The 22,080-nt window shown below is 34.0% G+C and carries 22 protein-coding genes; 16 read left to right on the forward strand and 6 right to left on the reverse strand.

All coding sequences use genetic code 11. The annotated features are described in order from the left end of the window. Positions 1–60 precede the first annotated feature (60 nt). The 7 genes from ACEN2I_RS00595 (at position 61) to ftsY (ending at position 4,444) form a co-directional block, all read left to right on the forward strand. Positions 61–672, forward strand: a complete 612-nt coding sequence (locus tag ACEN2I_RS00595) for a fumarylacetoacetate hydrolase family protein (protein ID WP_441764180.1) — start codon at positions 61–63, stop codon at positions 670–672. Continuing rightward, a complete protein-coding gene (locus ACEN2I_RS00600; RefSeq protein WP_441764181.1) occupies positions 672–1,019 on the forward strand; it encodes an Hpt domain-containing protein in 348 nt (115 codons plus the stop codon). Before ACEN2I_RS00595 ends, ACEN2I_RS00600 begins: the two co-directional genes overlap by 1 nt. Positions 1,020–1,229: 210 nt before the next feature. Continuing rightward, entirely contained in the window at positions 1,230–2,483 is a 1,254-nt protein-coding gene (locus tag ACEN2I_RS00605) for a CinA family nicotinamide mononucleotide deamidase-related protein (protein WP_441764182.1), read from the forward strand. 71 nt (positions 2,484–2,554) lie between these two features. Continuing rightward, positions 2,555–2,791, forward strand: coding sequence for a 50S ribosomal protein L28 (gene rpmB, locus ACEN2I_RS00610; RefSeq protein ID WP_007805815.1), 237 nt, complete (start codon positions 2,555–2,557; stop codon positions 2,789–2,791). A gap of 27 nt (positions 2,792–2,818) precedes the next feature. Further along, a complete protein-coding gene (gene rpmG / locus ACEN2I_RS00615; RefSeq protein WP_007805817.1) occupies positions 2,819–3,001 on the forward strand; it encodes a 50S ribosomal protein L33 in 183 nt (60 codons plus the stop codon). A gap of 70 nt (positions 3,002–3,071) precedes the next feature. Continuing rightward, the gene (locus ACEN2I_RS00620) at positions 3,072–3,224 is read left to right on the forward strand and encodes a DUF4295 domain-containing protein (RefSeq protein WP_072961632.1); all 153 of its coding nucleotides are present in this window, start codon (positions 3,072–3,074) and stop codon (positions 3,222–3,224) included. Between the two features lie 266 nt (positions 3,225–3,490). After that, positions 3,491–4,444: a signal recognition particle-docking protein FtsY gene (gene ftsY / locus ACEN2I_RS00625; protein WP_441764183.1), complete on the forward strand. Its 954-nt coding sequence runs from the start codon at positions 3,491–3,493 to the stop codon at positions 4,442–4,444. Positions 4,445–4,741: 297 nt separating this feature from the next. Here the strand turns inward: ftsY and ACEN2I_RS00630 are convergent, their stop codons facing one another. Next, complete coding sequence (locus tag ACEN2I_RS00630) at positions 4,742–5,809, reverse strand: serine hydrolase domain-containing protein (protein WP_441764184.1); 1,068 nt, start codon at positions 5,807–5,809, stop codon at positions 4,742–4,744. 225 nt (positions 5,810–6,034) lie between these two features. Between ACEN2I_RS00630 and ACEN2I_RS00635 the strand changes: the two genes are divergently transcribed. Both ACEN2I_RS00635 and ACEN2I_RS00640 read left to right on the forward strand, forming a co-directional pair. Then, the gene (locus ACEN2I_RS00635) at positions 6,035–6,475 is read left to right on the forward strand and encodes a hypothetical protein (protein WP_441764185.1); all 441 of its coding nucleotides are present in this window, start codon (positions 6,035–6,037) and stop codon (positions 6,473–6,475) included. Then, entirely contained in the window at positions 6,456–6,752 is a 297-nt protein-coding gene (locus ACEN2I_RS00640) for a DUF721 domain-containing protein (protein ID WP_441764186.1), read from the forward strand. Before ACEN2I_RS00635 ends, ACEN2I_RS00640 begins: the two co-directional genes overlap by 20 nt. 169 nt (positions 6,753–6,921) lie before the next feature. Here ACEN2I_RS00640 and ACEN2I_RS00645 read toward each other — a convergent pair whose 3' ends face one another. From ACEN2I_RS00645 to bshC, 3 genes are all read right to left on the reverse strand, one after another. Then, the gene (locus ACEN2I_RS00645; RefSeq protein ID WP_035640013.1) at positions 6,922–7,341 is read right to left on the reverse strand and encodes a nucleoside-diphosphate kinase; all 420 of its coding nucleotides are present in this window, start codon (positions 7,339–7,341) and stop codon (positions 6,922–6,924) included. Between the two features lie 234 nt (positions 7,342–7,575). After that, positions 7,576–8,847: an acyltransferase family protein gene (locus ACEN2I_RS00650; RefSeq protein WP_441764187.1), complete on the reverse strand. Its 1,272-nt coding sequence runs from the start codon at positions 8,845–8,847 to the stop codon at positions 7,576–7,578. Between the two features lie 112 nt (positions 8,848–8,959). Then, the gene (gene bshC / locus ACEN2I_RS00655) at positions 8,960–10,549 is read right to left on the reverse strand and encodes a bacillithiol biosynthesis cysteine-adding enzyme BshC (RefSeq protein ID WP_441764188.1); all 1,590 of its coding nucleotides are present in this window, start codon (positions 10,547–10,549) and stop codon (positions 8,960–8,962) included. Between the two features lie 263 nt (positions 10,550–10,812). Between bshC and ACEN2I_RS00660 the strand changes: the two genes are divergently transcribed. From ACEN2I_RS00660 to ACEN2I_RS00680, 5 genes are all read left to right on the forward strand, one after another. Next, complete coding sequence (locus ACEN2I_RS00660) at positions 10,813–12,090, forward strand: MFS transporter (RefSeq protein WP_441764189.1); 1,278 nt, start codon at positions 10,813–10,815, stop codon at positions 12,088–12,090. Positions 12,091–12,863: 773 nt separating this feature from the next. Then, positions 12,864–14,255 carry an RtcB family protein gene (locus ACEN2I_RS00665; protein WP_441764190.1) on the forward strand — a complete coding sequence of 464 codons (1,392 nt, stop codon included), beginning with the start codon at positions 12,864–12,866 and terminating at the stop codon, positions 14,253–14,255. A gap of 2 nt (positions 14,256–14,257) precedes the next feature. Next, positions 14,258–14,947, forward strand: a complete 690-nt coding sequence (gene prfH / locus ACEN2I_RS00670; RefSeq protein ID WP_441764191.1) for a peptide chain release factor H — start codon at positions 14,258–14,260, stop codon at positions 14,945–14,947. 32 nt (positions 14,948–14,979) lie between these two features. Further along, positions 14,980–15,504, forward strand: coding sequence for a hypothetical protein (locus ACEN2I_RS00675; RefSeq protein WP_441764192.1), 525 nt, complete (start codon positions 14,980–14,982; stop codon positions 15,502–15,504). A gap of 118 nt (positions 15,505–15,622) precedes the next feature. Further along, positions 15,623–17,809, forward strand: coding sequence for a B12-binding domain-containing radical SAM protein (locus tag ACEN2I_RS00680; protein WP_441764193.1), 2,187 nt, complete (start codon positions 15,623–15,625; stop codon positions 17,807–17,809). Here the strand turns inward: ACEN2I_RS00680 and ACEN2I_RS00685 are convergent. Further along, positions 17,804–18,496, reverse strand: a complete 693-nt coding sequence (locus ACEN2I_RS00685) for a response regulator transcription factor (RefSeq protein ID WP_441764194.1) — start codon at positions 18,494–18,496, stop codon at positions 17,804–17,806. The two genes, ACEN2I_RS00680 and ACEN2I_RS00685, sit on opposite strands and share 6 nt — an antisense overlap. Further along, positions 18,483–19,751: a sensor histidine kinase gene (locus ACEN2I_RS00690; RefSeq protein ID WP_441764195.1), complete on the reverse strand. Its 1,269-nt coding sequence runs from the start codon at positions 19,749–19,751 to the stop codon at positions 18,483–18,485. The genes ACEN2I_RS00685 and ACEN2I_RS00690 overlap by 14 nt, the downstream gene beginning before the upstream one ends. A gap of 164 nt (positions 19,752–19,915) precedes the next feature. Here ACEN2I_RS00690 and ACEN2I_RS00695 point away from each other — a divergent pair, with 164 nt between their 5' ends. Continuing rightward, positions 19,916–20,329, forward strand: a complete 414-nt coding sequence (locus ACEN2I_RS00695) for a DUF1573 domain-containing protein (protein WP_441764196.1) — start codon at positions 19,916–19,918, stop codon at positions 20,327–20,329. A gap of 172 nt (positions 20,330–20,501) precedes the next feature. Beyond that, on the forward strand, positions 20,502–22,079 hold the full coding sequence (locus ACEN2I_RS00700) for a L,D-transpeptidase family protein (RefSeq protein WP_441764197.1): 1,578 nt from the start codon (positions 20,502–20,504) through the stop codon (positions 22,077–22,079). The last annotated feature ends 1 nt before the right edge of the window (position 22,080 follow it).

The following is a 22,080-nucleotide window of genomic DNA, read 5'->3' on the forward strand; positions in this document are numbered from 1 at the left end:
GATCGTTGTTTATTGATGTTTTTATTAGCAGCCAACAACTCATAACCAACAACCAAAAGAATGAAAATAATCTGTATCGGTAGAAATTACACCAATCATATTGAGGAACTAAAAAATGAAAGACCAACGGAGCCTGTTATTTTTATGAAGCCGGATTCGGCGGTTTTATTAAAACAGCATCCATTTGTAATTCCTGAATTTTCAGAAGATATTCATCATGAAATTGAGATTATTGTAAAAATTAACAAGGTAGGGAAGTACATTGAACCAAAATTCGCACACAAATATTATGACGAAATAAGCGTAGGTATTGATTTTACAGCTAGGGATTTACAGACAAAACTAAAGGAAAAAGGATTGCCGTGGGAAAAAGCAAAAGCATTTGACGGATCAGCAGTTATTGGGGATTTTTTGCCAAAGACACTTTTTAGTTCCGTTGAAAATATTACTTTTGAGCTGACAAATAATGCTAAAACAGTTCAAAAAGGCAATACAAGTCTCATGTTGTGGAAAATAGACGAGCTCATTTCGTATGTATCACAGTATTTTACATTAAAAATAGGAGATATTATTTTTACCGGAACACCGGCAGGAGTTGCGGCAGTTAAGCCAAATGATGTTTTAGAAGGCTTTTTGGAAAGTAAAAAATTATTCAGAATACAAGTAAAATAATGGCATTAAAATACAATTTATCAAAAGTATACGCACTTTCAGACAATGATTCGGAGTTTGTAAATGAAATTCTAAGGCTGTTTGTTACTGAAGTACCGGAGGATTTACAGCAAATAAAAGAAGGTATTAAGAAAAAAGACCACAAACACGCCTATTCTTATGCACATAAAATAAAGCCTACTCTTGATTTAATGGGGTTAAATGTTGCCTTTGAAGAGATTTTACAAGTAGAAGCCTGGACAAAGGCAGAAGGAAAAAAGAAAGATATCATCGAAACTTTTAAAAGTATCAAAAAGCAGGTAAATGATGCTGTTAAAGAAATAAAAAAAGACTTTGATCTTAATTAAGGCGTGACCCAATTTTTGCCCTTTTTTAAATTTGGTCAAAAACAGGGTCGGGTCATCCACTATATCTTTTGTTCCGGAAAATTTTCGGTTAATTATATGTTTTTCCTGTCACAAAAGGATGCCGTTTCTACCCCTCACGCTAATCGCTGCGACAAAAAACTACTTTCTAAATAAAAAACTTACTGTTTGTAAGTGAAATATTCTACTAGCATGAAAGCAACCATAATAACAATTGGAGATGAAATTTTAATTGGTCAGATTGTAGATACAAATTCAGGATTCATTGCAAAATCACTTGATAGAATAGGAGTCGAAGTTACCGAGATGATTTCTATAAGCGATGATAAAAAGCATATTTTAGAGACTTTTGCAAAGTTGCAGAATAAGGTTGATGTAGTAATTGTTACCGGAGGTTTAGGTCCGACAAAAGATGATGTTACTAAGAAAACTTTTTGCGAATATTTTGATGATGAACTTGTAGTTAATCCTGAAGTATTGGCACATGTAACGCAGTTGATAGAAGGTTATTTTAAACGGCCAATCACTCAAATGAACAAAGATCAGGCTCTTGTTCCGTCAACTTGTATAATTCTGCATAATCAGGTTGGTACAGCACCGGGAATGTGGATGAAGAAAGAAAATACTGTGTTTATTTCACTTCCGGGAGTTCCTTATGAAATGAAATATTTAGTGGAAGAAGAGATAATTCCTAAAATAATGCGCGAATACAAGCGTCCCTATATTATTCATAAAACTATCTTAACGTACGGTCAGGGCGAGAGTCTAGTGGCAGAACGTATCGAAAATTGGGAAAATAACTTACCTGATTTTATTAAATTAGCGTATTTGCCAAATCCCGGCAGAGTACGTTTGCGATTAACAGCCAGAGGAACTGATAAAGAGATGCTTGAATCAGCAATCGGGGAAAACGTAAAATCGTTAGATGCTATTATTCATGATATTATTGTTGGCTTTGATGATGATGAAACGATCGAAGTAGCTGTTGGGAAAATACTGGCAAAACAAAATAAAACCATTTCTACTGCGGAAAGTTTTACAGGAGGGAAAATAGCTTCTCTTTTATCAGCTGTGCCAGGAGCATCTCATTATTTTAAAGGCAGTGTAGTTTCGTATGCAACAGATGTGAAAGTGAATGTTCTTGGTGTCTCACAAGATTTAGTAGACGAATATTCGGTAGTTAGTGCACAGCTAGCAAAGGCTATGGCTTTGAATGTGAAACAGCTACTAAAAACAGACTATGCAATTGCTACAACCGGTAATGCCGGACCAACAAAAGGAGATTCAGATGCTGAAATTGGCACTGTTTTTATCGCTTTGGCGACTCCCACTGAAGTTGTTGTGGAGGAATTTAACTTTGGTCAACCACGTGAAAAAGTGGTAGATAGAGCTGTGATTAAGAGTTTGGAAATAGTGCAGAAAGAAATTTTAAAAAATGTGCATTAATTTTTTGCTACAATGGTTTATTTTTCTTTTCTTTGCACCCTGATTTTGAATAACGATAAAAGATAAGTATAATGTCAAGAGTTTGTGACCTTACAGGTAAAAGAGCGATGGTAGGAAATAACGTTTCTCACGCTATGAACAAAACTAAGAGAAAATTTTCTGTAAACTTAGTTAAAAAGCGTTTTTATCTTCCAGAAGAAGATAGATGGATTACTCTTAGAGTAGCAGCATCTACGATAAAAACAATTAATAAAAATGGAATTTCTGCAGTTTTGAAAAAAGCGCAGTCAGAAGGATTTATCAAATAATCTTTTCCTAAATAAATATATAGCAAGATGGCAAAGAAAGGTAATAGAATCCAGGTAATTTTAGAATGTACTGAGCACAAGACTACTGGTGTTGCAGGGACTTCAAGATACATCACAACAAAGAACAAAAAAAACACTCCTGACAGATTAGAGATTAAAAAATTTAATCCAATCTTGAAAAGAGTAACTGTTCACAAAGAAATTAAGTAATAATTAGAGGTTTGATAAAATCTCAGATGGTAACATTTGAAATTTTATTAATTTCAATAACATTTGAATCATGGCAAAGAAAACCGTAGCATCGTTACAAACAGCTTCTAAGAGATTATCAAAAGCCATCAAAATGGTAAAATCTCCAAAAACTGGTGCATATACATTCGTAGAATCTATTATGGCTCCTGAAGAAGTTGATACTTTCTTGAAAAAGAAATAGTAACAATCACAGCATATAGAAAAGCTACTTTCATCTCGAAAGTAGCTTTTTTATTTTTATATTTGTTTAAAATTTGAAGGAGCATAACAATTAGCTTTTTTTAATTAGGGTTTCCTGCTTTCCGCCAATCTTTTATTCTGAACTCCAGAATAAAAGGATTTTCGTTATAATCGGGGCTAATTAAAAGCAATTTTACTTTCTTTAAAGATCAGGATTTCAGACTGTTTAATAATCTGGAGATCTACAAATCTAATAACCTACAAAAAATGAGTTTTTTTAAAAAATTATTCTCTACAGATAAAAAAGAGACGTTAGATAAAAGTCTTGAAAAATCTAAAACTACTTTTTTCTCAAAGTTAAGCAAAGCTGTTGCAGGAAAATCTAAAGTCGACGATGATGTTTTGGACAATCTTGAAGAAATTCTGGTTGCATCAGATGTTGGAGTAAATACTACCCTGAAAATCATTACCCGAATTGAAAAGCGTGTTGCTGAAGATAAATATTTAGGAACTGACGAGTTAAATCAGATCCTTCGTGATGAAATAGGTGCTTTATTGTCTGAAACTAATACTGGTGAGGCAACAGAATTCGAAATTCCGAAGGATAAAAAACCATATGTTCTAATGGTTGTTGGTGTTAATGGGGTAGGTAAAACAACTACTATTGGTAAATTGGCTTATCAGTTTAAAAAAGCAGGTTACAAAGTGGTTTTAGGAGCAGCCGATACTTTTCGAGCCGCAGCAATCGACCAATTACAGGTTTGGGCTGATCGTGTTGATGTTCCAATCGTTAGACAAAATATGGGTAGCGATCCGGCTTCTGTTGCTTTTGATACGTTGCAATCAGCTGTTGCTCAAAATGCTGATGTTGTTATTATTGATACTGCAGGACGTCTTCATAATAAAATTAATTTAATGAACGAGTTGACCAAAGTAAAACGCGTGATGCAAAAAGTAGTTACAGATGCCCCTCACGATGTTCTTTTGGTTTTGGATGGTTCTACAGGTCAGAATGCTTTTGAACAGGCTAAGCAATTTACAGCGGCAACCGAAGTAACTTCTCTTGCTGTAACTAAATTAGACGGAACCGCAAAAGGCGGCGTGGTTATTGGTATTTCAGATCAGTTTCAGATTCCTGTAAAATATATTGGTGTCGGTGAAGGAATTGAAGACTTGCAAGTCTTTAATAAATATGAATTCGTAGACAGTTTTTTCAAATAATTTTTTAGATAATTCAATGAGTTTTTCTTCTTTAAAAAATCTAACGCCTGTTACTTTTTATTTTGCAAGCGTTGTATGTTTCGTTCTGGCAAATGTTCTAAAAGACAAGAGCCTTTCTTTTTATTACGTTTTATTAATTTTAGGTTTAGGATTCTTTTTTGCAGGTATGTTAAAAAGAATGCGTACTAAAAAATAAAATTAAAACTATGGGATCTTACTAAAAAGATTCAATTTTTAAATCCCAAATTCTAACTATTAAAATTGGAATTTGGGATTTTTTATGAGAAATAAGCAAAACTATTGATACAAAGCACTAATTTTCTTCCATAAGGTTTCATCAAAATCAGATAAGGCCAAGTTAACATCGTCTGCTGCTTCGCCCATTCTGATAATAACCATATTTTTGCTTGGAACTACATAGATTTTCTGATCATTTTTACCTAATGCCATAAACATATCGTTTGGTGCAGTTGGGATAATGCTTCCCGGAAATGTGAATTGAGATTGCGGTAAATGGTAATTTGCTTTACCGTTAAGCCACCACAAATAGCCATATCCTAAATTGATGTTTTGTGATGTAGTTGTTGCTTCAGAAAAATACGTTTCGTTTAAAATTGTGTTGTTTTCCCACTTTCCTTTATTAAGCATTAAAAGTCCAAATCGTGCCATGCTTCTTGTAGTACTGGTGTAAACGCTATTTACGCCAAGCTGAACCCAAGTACCATTCATGCCAATTTTATCCCTTAATTTGGTATTGAAATAAGTTCCCCAGGTTTGGTTGCCTGCAGCTGCAACAACATCCTGCAATTTTACGTATATGTTGTGATATGCCCAGCGTGAACCTGCATCGGCTTTGTAGATAAGACTTGCAGGATCGACTTCGTCTGTGCTGTCGTCTAAACCTGATGTCATGGTAAGTAAGTGCTTGCAGGTTATCAGATTTTCTTTCGCCAGAGTTTCGCTTGTCCATCCTGCGCCTATATATTGTGAAACCTTATTGTTTATATTAAGTAAGCCTTCTTGTTGCGCAATTCCGGTCATGGTTGAAGTTAATGTTTTTCCGGCACTTGCCCAGTACCAATTTGTACTTGTGGAATGTCCGTTGAAATAATTTTCTAAAACGATTCGGCCATTAACTAAGACGATAAAAGATTTAGAATTTTTGAGTTCTAAGTAATCCAAAAGTGGCTTTACGGCACTTTGATTCCATTTTAAATCTGAAATTGATGTTGTTTCCCAAGTATTACCGGTTAAGGGAGGGAAATACATAGCTTGAGTTGGATTAGGATCAGTGTCAGAAGTGTTATTATCACTGCAACTGATAAAAAATAATAGGATCAGGATTTTACAAATTGTTTTGGTCATGACTGCTGTTTTTGGTTTGGGGTTTGACCAAAAATATGTAAAATAGTTTAAACTGTGATACAGATTTTTACTTCTTTTAAATTTTATAAACTTAACTTTGTATTCTCTAATTTTTTTTGAAAACAGGAGTCCTAGCCCTGATGGAAGCGGCATCCTTTTGTGGCAGTGTTTGCCATAAAAGATATAGCGGACAGCAGGAAACAGCTTCTTATTAAAATGTACATTATGAAAAATACTTTTATGATTTTGGTTTTATCGCTTTTGTTTATGAGCTGTAAGCAAGAGATTAAACCTGCTGATATTGCAAAACTGAATGGTTATTGGGAAATTGAAAAAGTAGTTTTTGATAAAGGAGAGGACAAGGTATACGGAATGAATGAGAATTTTGATTATTTTCAGATTAAAGGGACTATAGGAACGCGAACGAAGGTTATGGCGCAGCTTGACGGAACTTTCCTGACCACCGATACCTTTGAAAATGTTTCGGTTCGATTTACAGACAAAGGGACTTTTCTGGATTATAAAACCGATTATGCCAAATGGAGCGAGGAATTGATTTCGATTTCGGATGAAACATTTGTGGTGAAAAACAATCAGAATAAGGAATATCATTATATAAAAGCAGGACCAATAAATATTTTAAACGATGGCAAAGAGACTAAATAATCAAAGTACGATTGGGGCTGTTTTGCAGCAGATTATTCAGGTAAATAAATTGCAGCCCGGCATGGACCAAATTGATGTAAAAGACGCTTGGGGAAACTTAATGGGGAATGGTGTAAAGACATATACTAAAAACGTTGTTTTGAAAGGAAGTACGCTGTATGTAGAACTGGGATCAGCTGTTTTACGTGAAGAATTAAGCCACGGAAAATCTAAAATCGTTAAAATGATTAATGAAGAATTGGGGAGGGAAGTGGTGAAGGATGTGGTTTTGCGTTAAGGCTTCTTATGTTTTTAGACTGACTTAGATTTTAGATTCTTGGATTGATAAAAAACACACACAAATAATTAAATAAAGCAAAACCCACTTCAGCTGAAGTGGGTTTTGCTTTATGAGATTTTAAGAAATCTAAGTAAGTCTAAAATCAAATAATCTAAGAAGTCTAAAATTAAAACTGCTCTCTACCAGCAAAGTGAAATGCGCTTTCTATAGCAGCATTTTCGTCGCTGTCAGAACCGTGAACTGCATTTTCTCCAATAGAAGTTGCGTATGCTTTACGAATAGTTCCTTCAGCAGCCTCAGCTGGATTTGTAGCTCCAATTAAAGTTCTGAAATCTTCTACTGCGTTTTCTTTTTCTAAAATAGCAGCTACGATTGGTCCGCGTGACATGAATTCAACTAATTCTCCGTAGAAAGGTCTTGCCGCATGAACAGCATAAAATGCCTGAGCGTCAGCTACAGTTAATTGCGTTAATTTTAATGAAACGATTTTGAAACCTCCGTTTGTAATCATTGCCAAGATGTTCCCGATGTGTCCGTTTGCAACTGCATCCGGCTTAATCATTGTAAAAGTTCTATTTGTAGCCATTTTTGTGTTTTTTTAAATTTGATGCAAAAATAGAACTTTTTCATGAATTGATTTTAATAAATTCATAATTAAAACATGGTAGAATGATGTTTTAAATAAGAAAATCTTTTTTTTAAACGTATGAGTGGTGTAAGTTCATGCAAATTGTAGAGATGCGCTGCAGTGCAACTAACAAAATGCAAAAAAAAAGACGCACTGCTGTGCGTCTTCTCTACATTAATGGTATACTATTTCTTAGACCTTGAATATTAATTTGTTTTTGTAGAATATCCATAAAATAAATGTCCAAATGGCAACATATACCAAAGCTCCGGCTAGAGAAGCAGCCTTTGGATTGTTAAAAAAAGGTGCAATTCCAAAACTGTACAAATAGTCTAAAAGATTGATTTGCTGCTCAGTATTATGCGGGTTTTTAAACTGAATCATCACTAATGCCTGCGGAATAATTTGTGAAGTAAAAAAGACAATCATCGGGTTTATTCCCCAAATTAAAAAGGGTTTGAAACCTTTTTTATAATCAGCAATATCAATGACATAATATAAGATTGATAAAAATGTAGTGGCTAATCCTGTGGTATACAAAACATAACTGCTTGTCCAAAGTGATTTATTGATCGGGAAAATTATATTCAAAAATAAACCTGCTACAATTAGTGCGACACCAATTATTGTCATTTTCATGGCTTTTTGATTTTTAGCTATTTCCCTAAGTAATATTTGACCGACTAATAAACCAATGATACCGTTTACAATTGATGGAATAGTGCTTAGAATCCCTTCCGGATCCCAGGTTTTGGTTGCTGAGTACATATGTCCTTTCAGCAAAATACTATCCAGCCACGATGCCAGATTTGTCCCTTTTTCCAAATTGGGAGCTCCAATTCCCGGAACAGGAATTAGTGTCATTAATCCCCAATATCCTAATAAAAGTACCACTCCTGTAACGATCTGCGTTTTTTGAGGAGTCTTTAAATATAAAAGGGAAACGACAAAATATACAACAGCAATTCGTTGTAAAACTCCCGGAAGTCTTACATCGTGATAGGCTTGGATACCACTGTAAGCTAAAAAGAGATAGCTAAAAAGAATTGAAAGAGCCAGAATATTTTTGACTTTTGGGCTGAAACTCCCCATTAATGCATATCCAACTACTATGGTAATAGCTAAACGTCCAATTAAAAGTGGAATTCCTTCAAGTCCAAACAATTGAATTTTTCCAAAAAAATTGAAGAAAATCCCCAAACACAGCATTCGTAAAGAACGAACTAAAATTTTATTAAAAGTAGTACTGTCATACAATTTCTGAGGCATTGCTAATGGTACAGCAACTCCCATAATGAAAATAAAGAAAGGAAAAACCAGATCAGTTGGCGTACAGCCGTGCCAATCGGCATGTAGTAAAGGTGAGTAAACATTTCCCCAGTCTCCCGGGTTGTTTACAACTGTCATTAATAAAATAGTGAGTCCACGAAAGACATCAAGCGAAATTAAACGTTCTCTTACCATTAGTTTTTTGTAAATAGGTTAGTTTTTAAATTTTCTATTTGGTTTGAGAAGCAATAATTTCAGAAGCGAGTGGTTATTTATTTCTGAAGACTATTACTTTATTGTTTTTGTTTTATATCGTGATAATATTAAAATTAGTTTCTAATGGTTTTAATTTTTGGATCAAAAGCGGAATTAATTGTTCGCCTTTTTCTAAATAAAATTCTGAAAAATTTGACTGACGTTCCTGCAGACTTTTATTCGGAAATAATTCGGACTGTAAATCGGTAACACGCTGCAGTTCATTATCCAATTTTCGTTTTTGGGCTTTTAATAATCTTTTTTCAAGGTTATCCAATCCTTTTTTCTGTTTAACTTCCTGTGCTTTTACTGCGCCGCTAAATGATTTGTCGGTTTGCTGAGCCAGTTCGTAAAGGTATTCAAATTGTTTTTCTAATGTTTCCTTTTGTGGCGTTAAATCAATTGGAAAAGCCGATAGTTTATGTGTAATTGTATTCACTAAATCATCCGGTTTTGTAAATAAATCAGCCCAGCTTAAACCTAGTTTATCCGCTTTTTTTGCTTGCTTTTCAGTGTTTAAAAGTACAGAATTTCGAACTAAAAGCATTGGAAAAGTAACATTTACAGCATCAAATAATGCTTTTAATTCCAACCAGTACGCAATTTCTCCTCCTCCGCCAATATAGCATAGGTTAGGCAAAATAACTTCCTGATAAAGCGGTCGCATAATCACGTTTGGGCTGAATTTTTCAGGATTATTTTCCAATAATTTCAGAATTTCTTCTTTTGTAAATGAAATCCTGCTGTTGTTTACGAAGTATTTATCCTTTTCAAAAATGATTCTCTCACGCAGATTGTCTTCTATATAAAACAAATTGATTTCACGCGGATTTACCTGAACGGTGTAATTTTTGAGTTGTTCAATTGTTTTTTCAACAGTTTTAAAAGAAGTTTGAAGTTCTAATTCTTCTTTAATGTATGGAATAAAAGCACGTTTTAAATCCGTGTCGTCTGCATCTAAAATGACCAAGCCATAATCAGCAAATAAGCTGTTTGCTAAAAAACGAGTTGCATCAGCCAGCTTTTCATGTTTTAAATAAGCTTCTTGAAATAGTTTTCTTATGAAGTCCGCATTTGTACTTAATCCTAATTCTTTAGAATAAATTTCAAAGAATTCCGCTAAACCTTCTGTTGAGAGTCTTCCAACCGGACCGGTACTTTCCTTGTTCCATCTGAATTTTTTTCCTTTAAAATTAAAATAATTAATTTCCTCAAAATCATGATCTTCAGTCGCCATCCAGTAAATTGGAACAAAATTGCAGGCTGGATATTTTAATTTTAATTCTTTGGTCAGATTAATGGTGGAAATAATTTTATATAAAAAATACAAAGGACCGGTAAACAAGTTTAATTGATGTCCGGTTGTAATGGTAAACGTATTTTGAAGTGCTAAAAGGGTAATGTTTTGTTTGGTTGAATCAGAAATTTCGATGTTCTGGTATTGTTTTTTTAAAGTTTCAACCAATGGGATTCGGATGTTATTATCGAAATTAGTTTGTTTTTCAATGATTTGTTTTTCGAAATTTTCTGAGGTTGGAAAATAATTGTATAGTGACTGTAATTCGATTTTTTGATCTAAATAATCGTGTATCAATTTAGAGAAATATCCTGAGTTTTGGTAGCTGATACAGTCGGTTGGCATAATTTTTAGATTTATTTTTGACAGCTGTAAATTTAATGAAAATATATAGTTAAAAGCGGTTTTAACGATTGCTTATGATTTGATTTTTAATTTTAGTTTTAAAAACTTTGTAATCAGGTTTTTAGTTTTAAAAAGTTGCGTAACATTAAAAACGTACTAAATTTGTTAAAAAACAATAGTGTTGTGAAACTAATTAATCTAAAACTAAATTATAAGTAATGAAATTCTATTTTTGCAGATAAAAAAAGTTATATCACATTAATATGAAAAACAACCCTAGTAAAAAAAACTCCTTAAAGCATGTTCTTTTTGGATCTTTAATTGGTACCACAATCGAATTTTTTGACTTTTATATTTATGCCAATGCAGCCGTGTTGGTTTTTCCACAATTGTTTTTTCCGGGTTCCGATGCTACTATGGCGACCTTAGAGTCGTTAGCTACTTTTTCGATTGCTTTTTTATCACGTCCATTGGGTTCCGCTTTTTTTGGGCATTATGGAGATAAAATCGGGCGTAAATTTACCTTGGTTGCTGCTTTGCTGACTATGGGTATTTCTACTGTTGCTATTGGATTTTTGCCAGGTTTTGCCAGTATTGGTGTTGCTGCACCGTTATTGTTAATGTTATGTAGATTTGGGCAAGGAGTTGGACTGGGAGGTGAATGGGGAGGAGCTGTTTTGCTTGCAATAGAAAATGCACCTCCACATAAACGTGCCTGGTATGGCATGTTTCCGCAATTGGGTGCTCCAATTGGATTGTTGCTTTCAGGAGGGACTTTTTTGTTGTTGACCGATTCAATGAGCAATGAAGATTTTATGAATTATGGATGGCGAATTCCGTTCATTGCCAGTTCACTTTTAGTAATAGTTGGGTTTTATATCCGAACAAAAATCACAGAAACACCATCGTTTGAAAATTCTAAAAAGGCGCACGAAGAAGTAAAAGTTCCGTTTTTAACTTTGGTTAAATCCTATAAAAATCAATTGATTTTTGGCACATTAGGTGCTGTTACGACCTTTTTAGTATTCTATTTAATGACTGTGTTTACTTTGAGCTGGGTTACTTCAGATTTAGGTTATGTAAAACGGGATGCTTTATTGATTCAATTATTTTCGGTATTGTTTTTTGCAGCTTTTATTCCTATTTCAGCATTGGTGGCCGATAAAATTGGCCGTCGGAAAATATTAATTTTTACTACAATAGCTATTGCTTTTTTTGGATTTTTCTTTTCGTTATTCCTTAATTCCGGAAGTCCGTTTTTAGTAACCGCTTTTATTTGTATCGGAATGTCTTTGATGGGATTTACCTATGGACCGCTTGGAACTTTTTTATCGGAGTTGTTTCCAACGACTGTTCGCTATTCGGGAGCTTCCTTAACATTTAATTTGGCAGGAATTTTAGGTGCTGCATTTGCACCTATGATTGCAATTTACCTGGCCAGTACGTATGGTCTAAGTTATGTTGGTTTTTATCTGACTGGTGCTGCTATAATTTCTTTGGTTTCCTTTATAGTAATTTCTAAGAAAGTACATCAGTTTTGATATCAACAAGTAATTTTATGGAGGCAGTGGAAATATTCGTTGCCTCTTTTTATTGATTGATTTAGAAGCAGAAAAAATTAGGTTTTCAGTAAACATCGTCCCGCTTTCCGTTGCAATCTTTTATGCCGAACCCCGGCACAAAAGGATTTCCACTTCAATCGGGGCTAAATGGGAAAATTTCGTTTTTTTGTTACTATCAAAAAAATCATAACACATTACTTTAGCTTTAACTAAACCAGTTCAGGTTTTAAGTACCAATAACTTTCAGATAACCATTATTATTTTACACATTAAGTAGTTGATATTAAATAAATTAAAAATTATTTTAAGAAAATTTTATGATTTAATTTGTTTATTAAAAAAATATTTCACAAAATTTGCATCAGAAAATAATAATTAACTATTAATAACGAAGACAATGTTTGTATTAAACCTTACCTCTCAAAACATCGCATCAGAATCAGATTCTGTTGGCATGTGTCTTCGTGGCTTTTCTCAATCATAGCAAATCAATTTTAAAGATATGAACAAGCCCGAAGGAAACTAACTTTCGGGCTTTTTTTATTCTAGACACTTCAAAAATTCCCGATACCCGAACTAAATTTATCTTTTTCAGATAAAATGTTTATCAAAATCTTATTGCTGTAAATCTGCAATATGCTTTACTCGATATTCTTATTTCTTTACTGATTTAGGATGTTTTGTATTTCATTTTTGGGGACAAAAAATCAGGCAATATTGATTTTGGATAGAATATCAATATTAAAAATAAAATGGGAAATAAATTATCCGGAAAAGACCTGATTAAAATAGGCTTTCCAAAAAATAATAGTATCAATATTGCTTTAGGGCAGATAAACCGATACAGAAAACGAGAAAAAAAAGAAAGTATATTAACCGAAGCCAAAGAAGTTTTGCTGACACCGGAAAAATTTACGGGACACGGAACATGGGGAAAAGTGGCTGAAGGACTAGTAAATCCGGTACAGGTGAGAATGCATCAGCTTAATAATACACGAGCGCCTTTCTCGATATTCGGAGAAAATGAAATTGATGAACAGGCGAAGTATCAATTGTATGATGCCTTAAAATTACCAATTTCGATTGCCGGTGCTTTGATGCCCGATGCGCACTCAGGTTATGGTTTACCAATCGGAGGGGTTTTGGCAACAGAAAATGCTGTAATTCCGTATGGCGTTGGGGTAGATATCGGTTGCCGAATGAGTTTGTCAATTTTTGATATTCCGGCTTCTTTTTTTAAAGGAAAAGACCATCAGCTGGAAGCTATTTTAAAAGACAATACCAAGTTTGGAATGTATGAAACACACACCATAAAAGCTGATCATGAATTGTTCAGCCGAAGTGAGTTTCAGGACATTCCGCTTTTAAAAAATCTTTTAGGAAAAGCATACAAACAATTGGGAACCTCTGGTGGAGGCAATCACTTTGTAGAATTCGGAATTGCAAAAATCACGAATCCGCTTAACGAATGGAAAATTGGTGTGGGCGACTATTTTGCAGTCCTTTCCCATAGCGGTTCACGAGGCTTTGGTGCCAATATTGCAAAACATTATACGTATCTCGCCACCAAACAATGTCCGTTGCCTAAAAATGTACAGCATCTGGCCTGGCTGGATCTCAATACACACGATGGTCAGGAATACTGGCTGGCTATGAACTTAGCCGGTGATTATGCAAAAGCCTGTCATGATGATATTCATCGTCGTATCGCAAAAGCCATTGGCAAAAGGGTAGTAGTAACAATCGAAAATCACCACAATTTTGCCTGGAAAGAAATGGTGAACGGCAAGGAAGCAATTGTACATCGAAAGGGAGCAACTCCTGCAAATGAAGGCGAATTGGGTATCATTCCGGGTTCGATGACGGCTCCCGGATTTATTGTGCAAGGCAAAGGAAATGCAGAAAGCTTAAACTCCGCTTCGCATGGTGCCGGCAGATTGTTCTCTCGTAGAAAATGCAAAGAATCCTTCACTCAAAGCGAGATCAAAAAAGTCCTGAAAGCAAACGAAGTGACTTTGATTGGCGGTAATATAGATGAAGCACCAATGGCGTATAAAGACATTAATAAAGTAATGGCAAACCAAACGGAGCTGGTGGATGTTTTAGGCACATTTACACCAAAAATCGTTAGAATGGACAGATAATTATGGAAAAAATAATTCAAATAACATCAGGTCGCGGCCCGGCAGAATGCAGCTGGGTTGTGGCTCAGGTGCTGAAAATTTTTCTGGAAGAAGCAAATGCTAAAAATATAAAAACGACTTTGCTTCAGCGTGAAAAAGGAATCGAAAATGGAACCGTAGAAACGGCTACCATTTTATTGGAGAGTAATGATTTAAACGAATTTGTCAACTCCTGGGTCGGTACAATTCAGTGGATTGGGCAGAGTCAGTTTAGAAAATTTCATAAACGTAAAAACTGGTTTATCGGCATTTTTGAAGTTGATAAAACGACAAGGACCGAAATCGCAGAAAAGGATATTCAGTATCAGGCGATGCGCAGTTCCGGAGCGGGAGGTCAGCATGTAAACAAAGTCAGTTCGGCAGTCAGGGCGACTCATCTTCCTACCGGAATTAGTGTAGTTGCTATGGATTCACGTTCCCAGCATCAGAATAAAAAGCTGGCTGCCGAAAGATTATTGCAAAAATTTAAGGATGAAACCGTTAAACAATTCAAAGCCGAATTTCAGTCACAATGGATGAATCAACTGCAGATTCAAAGAGGCAATCCGATTCGGGTTTTTCAGGGTTCAGATTTTAAAAAGCAAAAACAAGTAAAAAATTACAAACAGGAACGGCAAAGATTAAAACGGGAAGATTATTTCGACAATGAATAATTCCTGGCTTTGAGTCCCAAACAAAATAAGTTATGAAAACAGTAGATAAATATCTTTTTCAGGCATTAGACAGTTATCCTTATTCGCTGGAAGAAACCATCGAATCATTGGATTATGCCTTGTCTTATGATCATAAAAATACCATGGCATTATGTTTATATGGCCAGGTTTTTTCAGATCAGTTATTAAAATATGAAGAAGCTAAAGAGTATTTTCAAAAGGCGCTTTCAATTAATATTTATGCTTTAGAAGTGTATCCTTTTTATATTCATACGCTAATTTTAAATGAAGATTATGAGGAAGCAACAAAACTTATTGATTTTGCATTGACCATTAAAGGAATCAATAAAACAGAAATTCTTTTGAAGAAAGTACTGCTTTTAGAAAGTCAGCAAGAGTTTAAGAAAGCTTTGAAGGTCATAAAAAAAGTAAAACTTTCAACGATTAATACTTCGTATGATTACACTATAGAAGAAACTGAAAAAAGACTGAACAAAAAATGCAATGGTGATTCTAAAAAAGAGAAGCAGACCAGGAAGAAAAAGAAGAACAAGTAAAAAAGAACGGATGTCATTACGGCATCCTTTTTTGTTTCAAAATTGCAATAGAAAGACAATAAATCTTTTCCTGAAAAGAAAATAAATATCCCGTATTTTTGCAGAAAATAATGTCACCTTGAAAACAAAACTTTTTGTAATCACACCGCCCTTTACCCAACTGAATACCCCGTATCCGGCAACAGCGTATATAAAAGGTTTTCTGAATACCAAAAACATCGAATCGGTTCAGGCAGATTTGGGTATTGATGTGATTTTGGAGTTGTTTTCGAAGAAAGGTTTGCAGGATTTATTTCAATCTGGCAACAAACAACCAACAACTGACAACTGTAAAAGAATTTTTGCTTTGCAGGACGAATACATCAAAACTATAGATGCTGTCATTCAGTTTCTGCAGGGAAAAAATCCAACTTTGGCCTTACAAATCTGTCAGGAAGATTTCCTGCCCGAAGCTTCTCGTTTTGCTCAGTTAGAAGAACTCGACTGGGCTTTTGGAACAATGGGAACACAGGACAAAGCGAAACATTTAGCAACCTTATATCTTGAAGATATTTCAGATTTTATTGTAGAATGTGTCGACGAGAATTTTGGCTTTAGCCGTTATGCAGAACGTTTAGGACGAAGTGCGAATTCTTTTGACGAATTGTATGAGGCTTTACAGCAGCAGCCAACTTATATTGATGCAATTTTAATTTCACTTTTAAAAGCTAAAATTGAAGCAGTAGAACCGACATTCTTTTTAATTTCTGTTCCTTTTCCGGGAAACTTGTACAGTGCTTTTCGATGTGCGCAATGGGTCAAAAAAAATCATCCCGAAATAAAAATTTCTATGGGTGGCGGTTTCCCAAATACCGAATTACGTTCTCTTTCTGATACACGTGTTTTTGAGTTCTTTGATTTTATCACTTTAGACGATGGCGAAGTGCCAATCGAGGAGTTAATTGCCAATATTGAAAATCCAGATTACAATTCTTACAAAAGAACATTTTTATTAGAAAATGGAGAAGTTGTTTATAAAAACAATTCTTTAAAACACGATTATAAACAAGCATTTGTTGGAACGCCTGATTACTCTGATTTGCCTTTGGATAAATATATTTCGGTTATAGAAATAGTAAATCCGATGCATCGAATGTGGAGCGATGGACGCTGGAATAAACTCACAATGGCACATGGCTGTTATTGGGGAAAATGTACTTTTTGCGATATTTCATTAGACTATATAAAGGTTTACGAACCTGTAGCTGCCAATTTACTGTGCGACCGAATGGAAGATATGATGCTGCAAACGGGTCAGAATGGATTTCATTTTGTTGATGAAGCAGCGCCTCCTGCCTTGATGCGAGCTTTGGCATTAGAAATTTTACGTCGAAAATTGGCCGTTACATGGTGGACCAATATTCGTTTTGAGAAAAGCTTTTCGAAAGATTTATGTTTGCTTTTAAAAGCTTCCGGCTGTATTGCGGTTTCAGGAGGATTGGAAGTAGCTTCTGACCGATTATTGAAATTAATTGACAAAGGAGTAACGGTAGAGCAAGTGGCAAAAGTAACCAGCAATTTCACCGAAGCCGGCATCATGGTTCATGCGTATTTGATGTACGGATATCCAACACAGACCAATCAGGAAACGGTAGACAGCCTCGAAATGGTGCGTCAATTATTTGAAGCGGGTGTTTTACAATCGGGTTTTTGGCATCAGTTTGCAATGACAGCTCACAGTCCGGTTGGTTTGTATCCGGAGAAATTTGGTGTAAAAAAAGTGACTGAAAATAGTGGAACTTTTGCTAATAACGACATCGATTATACGGATTCGACCGGAATCGATCACGATAAATTCAGTTTCGGATTAAAGAAGTCGCTTTTTAATTTCATGCACGGAATCTGTTTTGATTACGAACTGCAGGATTGGTTTGACTTTAAAATTCCGAAAACGAAAATCCATCCTGATTTTATTTTTAATGCACTTGAAGAAGGTAATGATTTCAATACGAAACCAAATGCAAAAATAGTTTGGTTAGGAAGGAAACCTTCAGTTGAATATTTTACAAAATCCAAAAAAGGACAAACCTGGGAAATGATGGCTTTTACTTTTCATGACAAAAAAGAAAGTTTCAATATTCAGACCAATAAAAATGAAGGCGAATGGCTTATCGAAATTTTAAAAAAAATCACTATTTCAAATGCAAAAAACTATACTTTTCAGGAAGTGAAAAATGATTTTGAAATCAGTTTAGATGATTTTGAATTGTTCTGGTATTCTAAACCAATCAATACTTTGCGTGAATTTGGATTATTAGTTTTATGATTCTACAATTGCAAACCTAAAACCAATTCCGTGTAAATTTTCAATTGAAATTCCTTTTTCGTTGACCAGAATTTTACGTAGTCTGGAAATAAAAACATCAAGACTACGACCCATAAAATAATCATCAGTTCCCCAAAGTGATGTTAAGATTTGTTCTCTTTTTAAAACGGAGTTTTTATTATCCAGAAATAATTTTAAAAGTTCAGCTTCACGTTGCGTGAGGCCAATTTTTTCATTTTGATTAAAGAGAAAGAAGTTTTGAGTATCGAATTGATACTTTCCAACTTCGTAAATTGTTTTTTGTGTTACCGTATTTTTTTGAGAACGCTTAAGGAAAATTTCAATCTTCAAAAGTAATTCTTCTATACTAAAAGGTTTCACCAAATAATCATCGGCACCCAAACGCAATCCTTTTAAACGATCTTCTTTTAAGGTTTTAGCCGAAAGAAAAATAATCGGGATATCGGTATTGGTTTTTCTGATTTCAGTAGCAAGTTCAAAACCATCCATTTTTGGCATCATGATGTCGAGAATACAAATGTCAAAATCTTCGTTTTTAAAAAGATCTAATCCTGATTTCCCATCAGAACAGTGAATTACTTCATAATTATTTTGCTCCAGATTATCTTTGGTTAAAAATGCCAAAGTTTCATCATCTTCGGTATAAAGAATTTTACTTTTTATCATTTTTATAAGGAATTGACAAGGTTATTGTGGTGCCTTTGTCTAAGTTATTTTTAGCTGAAATTTTCCAGTTTTGCAGTTCGCAAATCTTTTTCACATAATACAAGCCGAGTCCGAAACCATTGACTTCATTACTCTTTTCGTTTTGAATACGATAGAATTTGTCAAAAATAAAAGAGATATTTTTCGGAGAGATTCCAATTCCGTTATCGGTAAATTCCAATTTTAAAATAGAATTTTCGACCTTTATTGTAATTGTTATTTCTGGGTTGACATCACAATATTTTACGGCATTATCCAGTAAATTATAAATCAGATTGGTAAAATGGAAAGCATCTGTTTCAATTTTATAATCTTCTAAGGTTATGATTTCAATTTTAGCCTCAGGATATTTCAATGCAATATTTTCAATTGTTTCCTCAATCAGAAGATTAATTGAAATGTAGTCTTTTTTTAATTCTATTGTGGTATAATCAGATTTGGCAATGTTTAGGATTTTTTCAATATGACTATTTAGCTTATGACCCTGATTGACAATAATATTGGTATAAGTGTGGAGTTTTTTATCCTCTTTAATTAAATTCTGCTCGCTTAAATATTTTGACGCAATTAAAATAGAAGACAAGGGTGTTTTGAACTCATGCGTCATATTATTGATGAAATCCCGCTGCAATTCGGAATACTTTTTTTGTTGCAAAAGAGTAAAAATCGAATAAACATAAATGAGTAAAATAAAAATCAGAACTATGGAAAGTACAAACCAAAAACGCATCGAACTAAATAAATAACTGGTTTCATTGGGAAAGCGGACAGCAAAATAATAAACCAGATTTTTATGTTTCGGAAAATAAACAGATTGCTTTGCTTTTCCTTTTTCAGATAAGGAAATGTAATTTCCGTAAATCATTTCATCACTTTGACAATTGTACATGGCATATTCAAAATCTGTGGTGATATTCATTTTTTTGAATTCAGTTTTCAAATAAAACTCCAGAATATCAGGTTCAAAATCGTTATCAATGTTTACGATGTAGTAATCATTGGCAATTTTCTGCACAGGATTTTGTGCTGGCAATTCGTGATTGGTGCCTTCGTACAGTTTTTTGGCAACTTCAAGTAAAGCGATATGTGTTTTTTGACTTAATTTTTTTTGTTCTAAAGTAAAAGCTTCTTTTGTCCACAGCAATTGTGCGACTAATATGCCTACGATGGCTATCAGTCCCAGAATTATAATACTGTTGAGTTTGTTTATTTTCAAGAAAATTTGCTTTAAGAAAATGTAATATTAATCAAATTTTAAATTAAAAACACCACTTAACAAGTCATTAACAAACATTTGAAACCGCTTAACAGCGAATTGTTTTTATGCGGATTACATTTGAAATATAAAATTAAACCATTCACCAGTTAAATAACTATATTATGAAGATTATTAAAATTTCAATGTTGGCATCAGCCATGGCTTTAATGTCATTTTCTGCAATTGTGCCCATAAAAGCAATTGTTTCAGAACCCGTAGCTGAGTTTTCAGCTTCTACTATTGTGTGGAAAACGGAAAGTATCGATGTGGGAGAAATTCCACAAGGAACTCCAAAAGCGATTGTTTATGAATTTAAAAATACAGGAAAAACGGCTGTCGTAATTACAAATGTACAAGGTTCATGTGGATGTACAGCAACAGATTATACCAAAGAACCAATTCTTCCGGGAAAGTCTGCAAAAGTAACAGCAACTTATAACGCAGCGAATAAAGGTGCTTTTTCAAAAACAGTAACGGTTACAACAAGTGCAGAAACGACTCCTAAAATACTTACTTTAAAAGGAACTGTTATCTAAAATAAAAGGTTGATTATATAAAGGTGAAAAACTCCGGTCGTGTTATGTGACCGGAGTTTTTTTTAAAAATTTTCAAAAACACAGAAAAAATTACGATTTTAAATTCAATATTATTCTATTTAAAAGAGCTTGTTTTCAGTAAAACTTTTTTATTTTTATTAAAAATATTATTATGAAAATTTGTTGCCGGTTAGCTGTTATTATGCTTCTTTTTATTCTTGTTTCATGTAACTCGAAAGGAAATAAAAAAGAAGAAGACCAAAAGAAAGCAAAAGCTGTTATACCAGAACTTAAACTTTCAATTGATAGTTTAGAGATTGCAGGATTTTATAAAAATTATCCAAAACTTAAAAATTTTGAAGATAAGGTTTCTGTCTTGTACAATAAAAAACAATCTACCCAATTATGGCTTGATAATAAAGGAATTGTTGAGTTTGGAAATACGTTGTATGATAAATACAAAGGCTTGGAAAATGAAGGTTTGAAAGCTAACTTTCCGTACAAGGAAATCAATTCGATTTTCGAGAATAATGCGATAAATAAGCTTTCAAAAGTCAATACTGATTTGATGATAACCAACCTGTATTTCTATTATGCAGAGAAAGTATACCGAGGATTTGATGAAAAAACATCTATTTCATTAGAATGGCTGCTTCCCCGAAAAAAACTGAACTATCAGGTTTTAACGGATTCTATTTTTAAAAAATCAACTATAAGTGACGATAAGAAGAGTAAAATGTTTAGTCAATATTATAAACTTCGCGATGCACTTCATCAATATAGGGAGATTGAAAAAAAGGGAGGCTGGAAAACAATTGAAATTAGTGAAGATTATAAAAGTCTAAAGTTAGGAGATTCTTCAGCAATAATAGCCCAAATCAGGGAAAGGCTTTTTGTAACCGGAGATATTAAGGAAGATAATAAAAGTGCGATTTGTGATTCGGTTTTAATGAAATCAGTTAAAAATTACGAATTGCGTCATGGCTACACGCAAAAAAACAACATTTTATTAGAGCATATTAACGACTTGAATATTCCCGTTTCAGACAGGATAAAAACAATTATTGCCAACATGGAACGCTGCCGATGGATTGATCCTGACTTGGAAAAAGGTAAAAAATACATCGAAGTCAATATTCCGGAATTTAAATTGTACTTAATTGAAGATGGTGAAATTGCTTTTACTTCTCCGGTTGTTGTTGGAAGAGCTATGACGAAAACCGTTGTTTTCAGTGGGATGATGAATAATATTGTGTTTAGTCCGTATTGGAATGTTCCGCCAAGTATTATCAAGAGCGAAATTAAACCAGGGATGGCAAAAGATAAAAACTATCTGGCAAAGAAAAATCTGGAATGGAATAACGGAGCGGTCAGACAGCTTCCGGGAAAAAACAACTCCCTGGGATTGGTTAAGTTTTTATTTCCAAACTCAAGTAATATCTATTTACATGATACGCCTTCAAAAAGTTTGTTCGAAAGGGAAAGCAGGGCTTTCAGTCATGGGTGTGTGAGAGTTGCAAAACCTCGCGAATTAGCAATTGAATTATTAAAAGTCGACCCTAAATGGACACCTGAAAGAATTGATAAAGCCATGCATGCCGGAAAAGAGAATTGGTATACATTGAAGAAAAAAGTTCCCGTTTATATTGGCTATTTTACCGCTTGGGTAGATAGAGATGGCCAACTAAATTTCTTTAAAGATATTTACCAAAGAGATGAAAGTTTGATAAAATTATTGACAGAAGAGTAGA

Source organism: Flavobacterium sp. W22_SRS_FK3 (genome assembly GCF_052113665.1).
Classification (GTDB): Bacteria; Bacteroidota; Bacteroidia; order Flavobacteriales; family Flavobacteriaceae; genus Flavobacterium.

What these genes read in the sequence shown, in the direction of transcription:
- ACEN2I_RS00595 (WP_441764180.1), top strand. Translation starts at nt 61, where the DNA reads ATGAAAATAATCTGTATCGGTAGAAATTACACCAATCATATTGAGGAA.
- ACEN2I_RS00600 (WP_441764181.1), top strand. Translation starts at nt 672, where the DNA reads ATGGCATTAAAATACAATTTATCAAAAGTATACGCACTTTCAGACAAT.
- ACEN2I_RS00605 (WP_441764182.1), top strand. Translation starts at nt 1,230, where the DNA reads ATGAAAGCAACCATAATAACAATTGGAGATGAAATTTTAATTGGTCAG.
- rpmB (WP_007805815.1), top strand. Translation starts at nt 2,555, where the DNA reads ATGTCAAGAGTTTGTGACCTTACAGGTAAAAGAGCGATGGTAGGAAAT.
- rpmG (WP_007805817.1), top strand. Translation starts at nt 2,819, where the DNA reads ATGGCAAAGAAAGGTAATAGAATCCAGGTAATTTTAGAATGTACTGAG.
- ACEN2I_RS00620 (WP_072961632.1), top strand. Translation starts at nt 3,072, where the DNA reads ATGGCAAAGAAAACCGTAGCATCGTTACAAACAGCTTCTAAGAGATTA.
- ftsY (WP_441764183.1), top strand. Translation starts at nt 3,491, where the DNA reads ATGAGTTTTTTTAAAAAATTATTCTCTACAGATAAAAAAGAGACGTTA.
- ACEN2I_RS00630 (WP_441764184.1), bottom strand. Translation starts at nt 5,809, where the DNA reads ATGACCAAAACAATTTGTAAAATCCTGATCCTATTATTTTTTATCAGT.
- ACEN2I_RS00635 (WP_441764185.1), top strand. Translation starts at nt 6,035, where the DNA reads ATGAAAAATACTTTTATGATTTTGGTTTTATCGCTTTTGTTTATGAGC.
- ACEN2I_RS00640 (WP_441764186.1), top strand. Translation starts at nt 6,456, where the DNA reads ATGGCAAAGAGACTAAATAATCAAAGTACGATTGGGGCTGTTTTGCAG.
- ACEN2I_RS00645 (WP_035640013.1), bottom strand. Translation starts at nt 7,341, where the DNA reads ATGGCTACAAATAGAACTTTTACAATGATTAAGCCGGATGCAGTTGCA.
- ACEN2I_RS00650 (WP_441764187.1), bottom strand. Translation starts at nt 8,847, where the DNA reads ATGGTAAGAGAACGTTTAATTTCGCTTGATGTCTTTCGTGGACTCACT.
- bshC (WP_441764188.1), bottom strand. Translation starts at nt 10,549, where the DNA reads ATGCCAACCGACTGTATCAGCTACCAAAACTCAGGATATTTCTCTAAA.
- ACEN2I_RS00660 (WP_441764189.1), top strand. Translation starts at nt 10,813, where the DNA reads ATGAAAAACAACCCTAGTAAAAAAAACTCCTTAAAGCATGTTCTTTTT.
- ACEN2I_RS00665 (WP_441764190.1), top strand. Translation starts at nt 12,864, where the DNA reads ATGGGAAATAAATTATCCGGAAAAGACCTGATTAAAATAGGCTTTCCA.
- prfH (WP_441764191.1), top strand. Translation starts at nt 14,258, where the DNA reads ATGGAAAAAATAATTCAAATAACATCAGGTCGCGGCCCGGCAGAATGC.
- ACEN2I_RS00675 (WP_441764192.1), top strand. Translation starts at nt 14,980, where the DNA reads ATGAAAACAGTAGATAAATATCTTTTTCAGGCATTAGACAGTTATCCT.
- ACEN2I_RS00685 (WP_441764194.1), bottom strand. Translation starts at nt 18,496, where the DNA reads ATGATAAAAAGTAAAATTCTTTATACCGAAGATGATGAAACTTTGGCA.
- ACEN2I_RS00695 (WP_441764196.1), top strand. Translation starts at nt 19,916, where the DNA reads ATGAAGATTATTAAAATTTCAATGTTGGCATCAGCCATGGCTTTAATG.
- ACEN2I_RS00700 (WP_441764197.1), top strand. Translation starts at nt 20,502, where the DNA reads ATGAAAATTTGTTGCCGGTTAGCTGTTATTATGCTTCTTTTTATTCTT.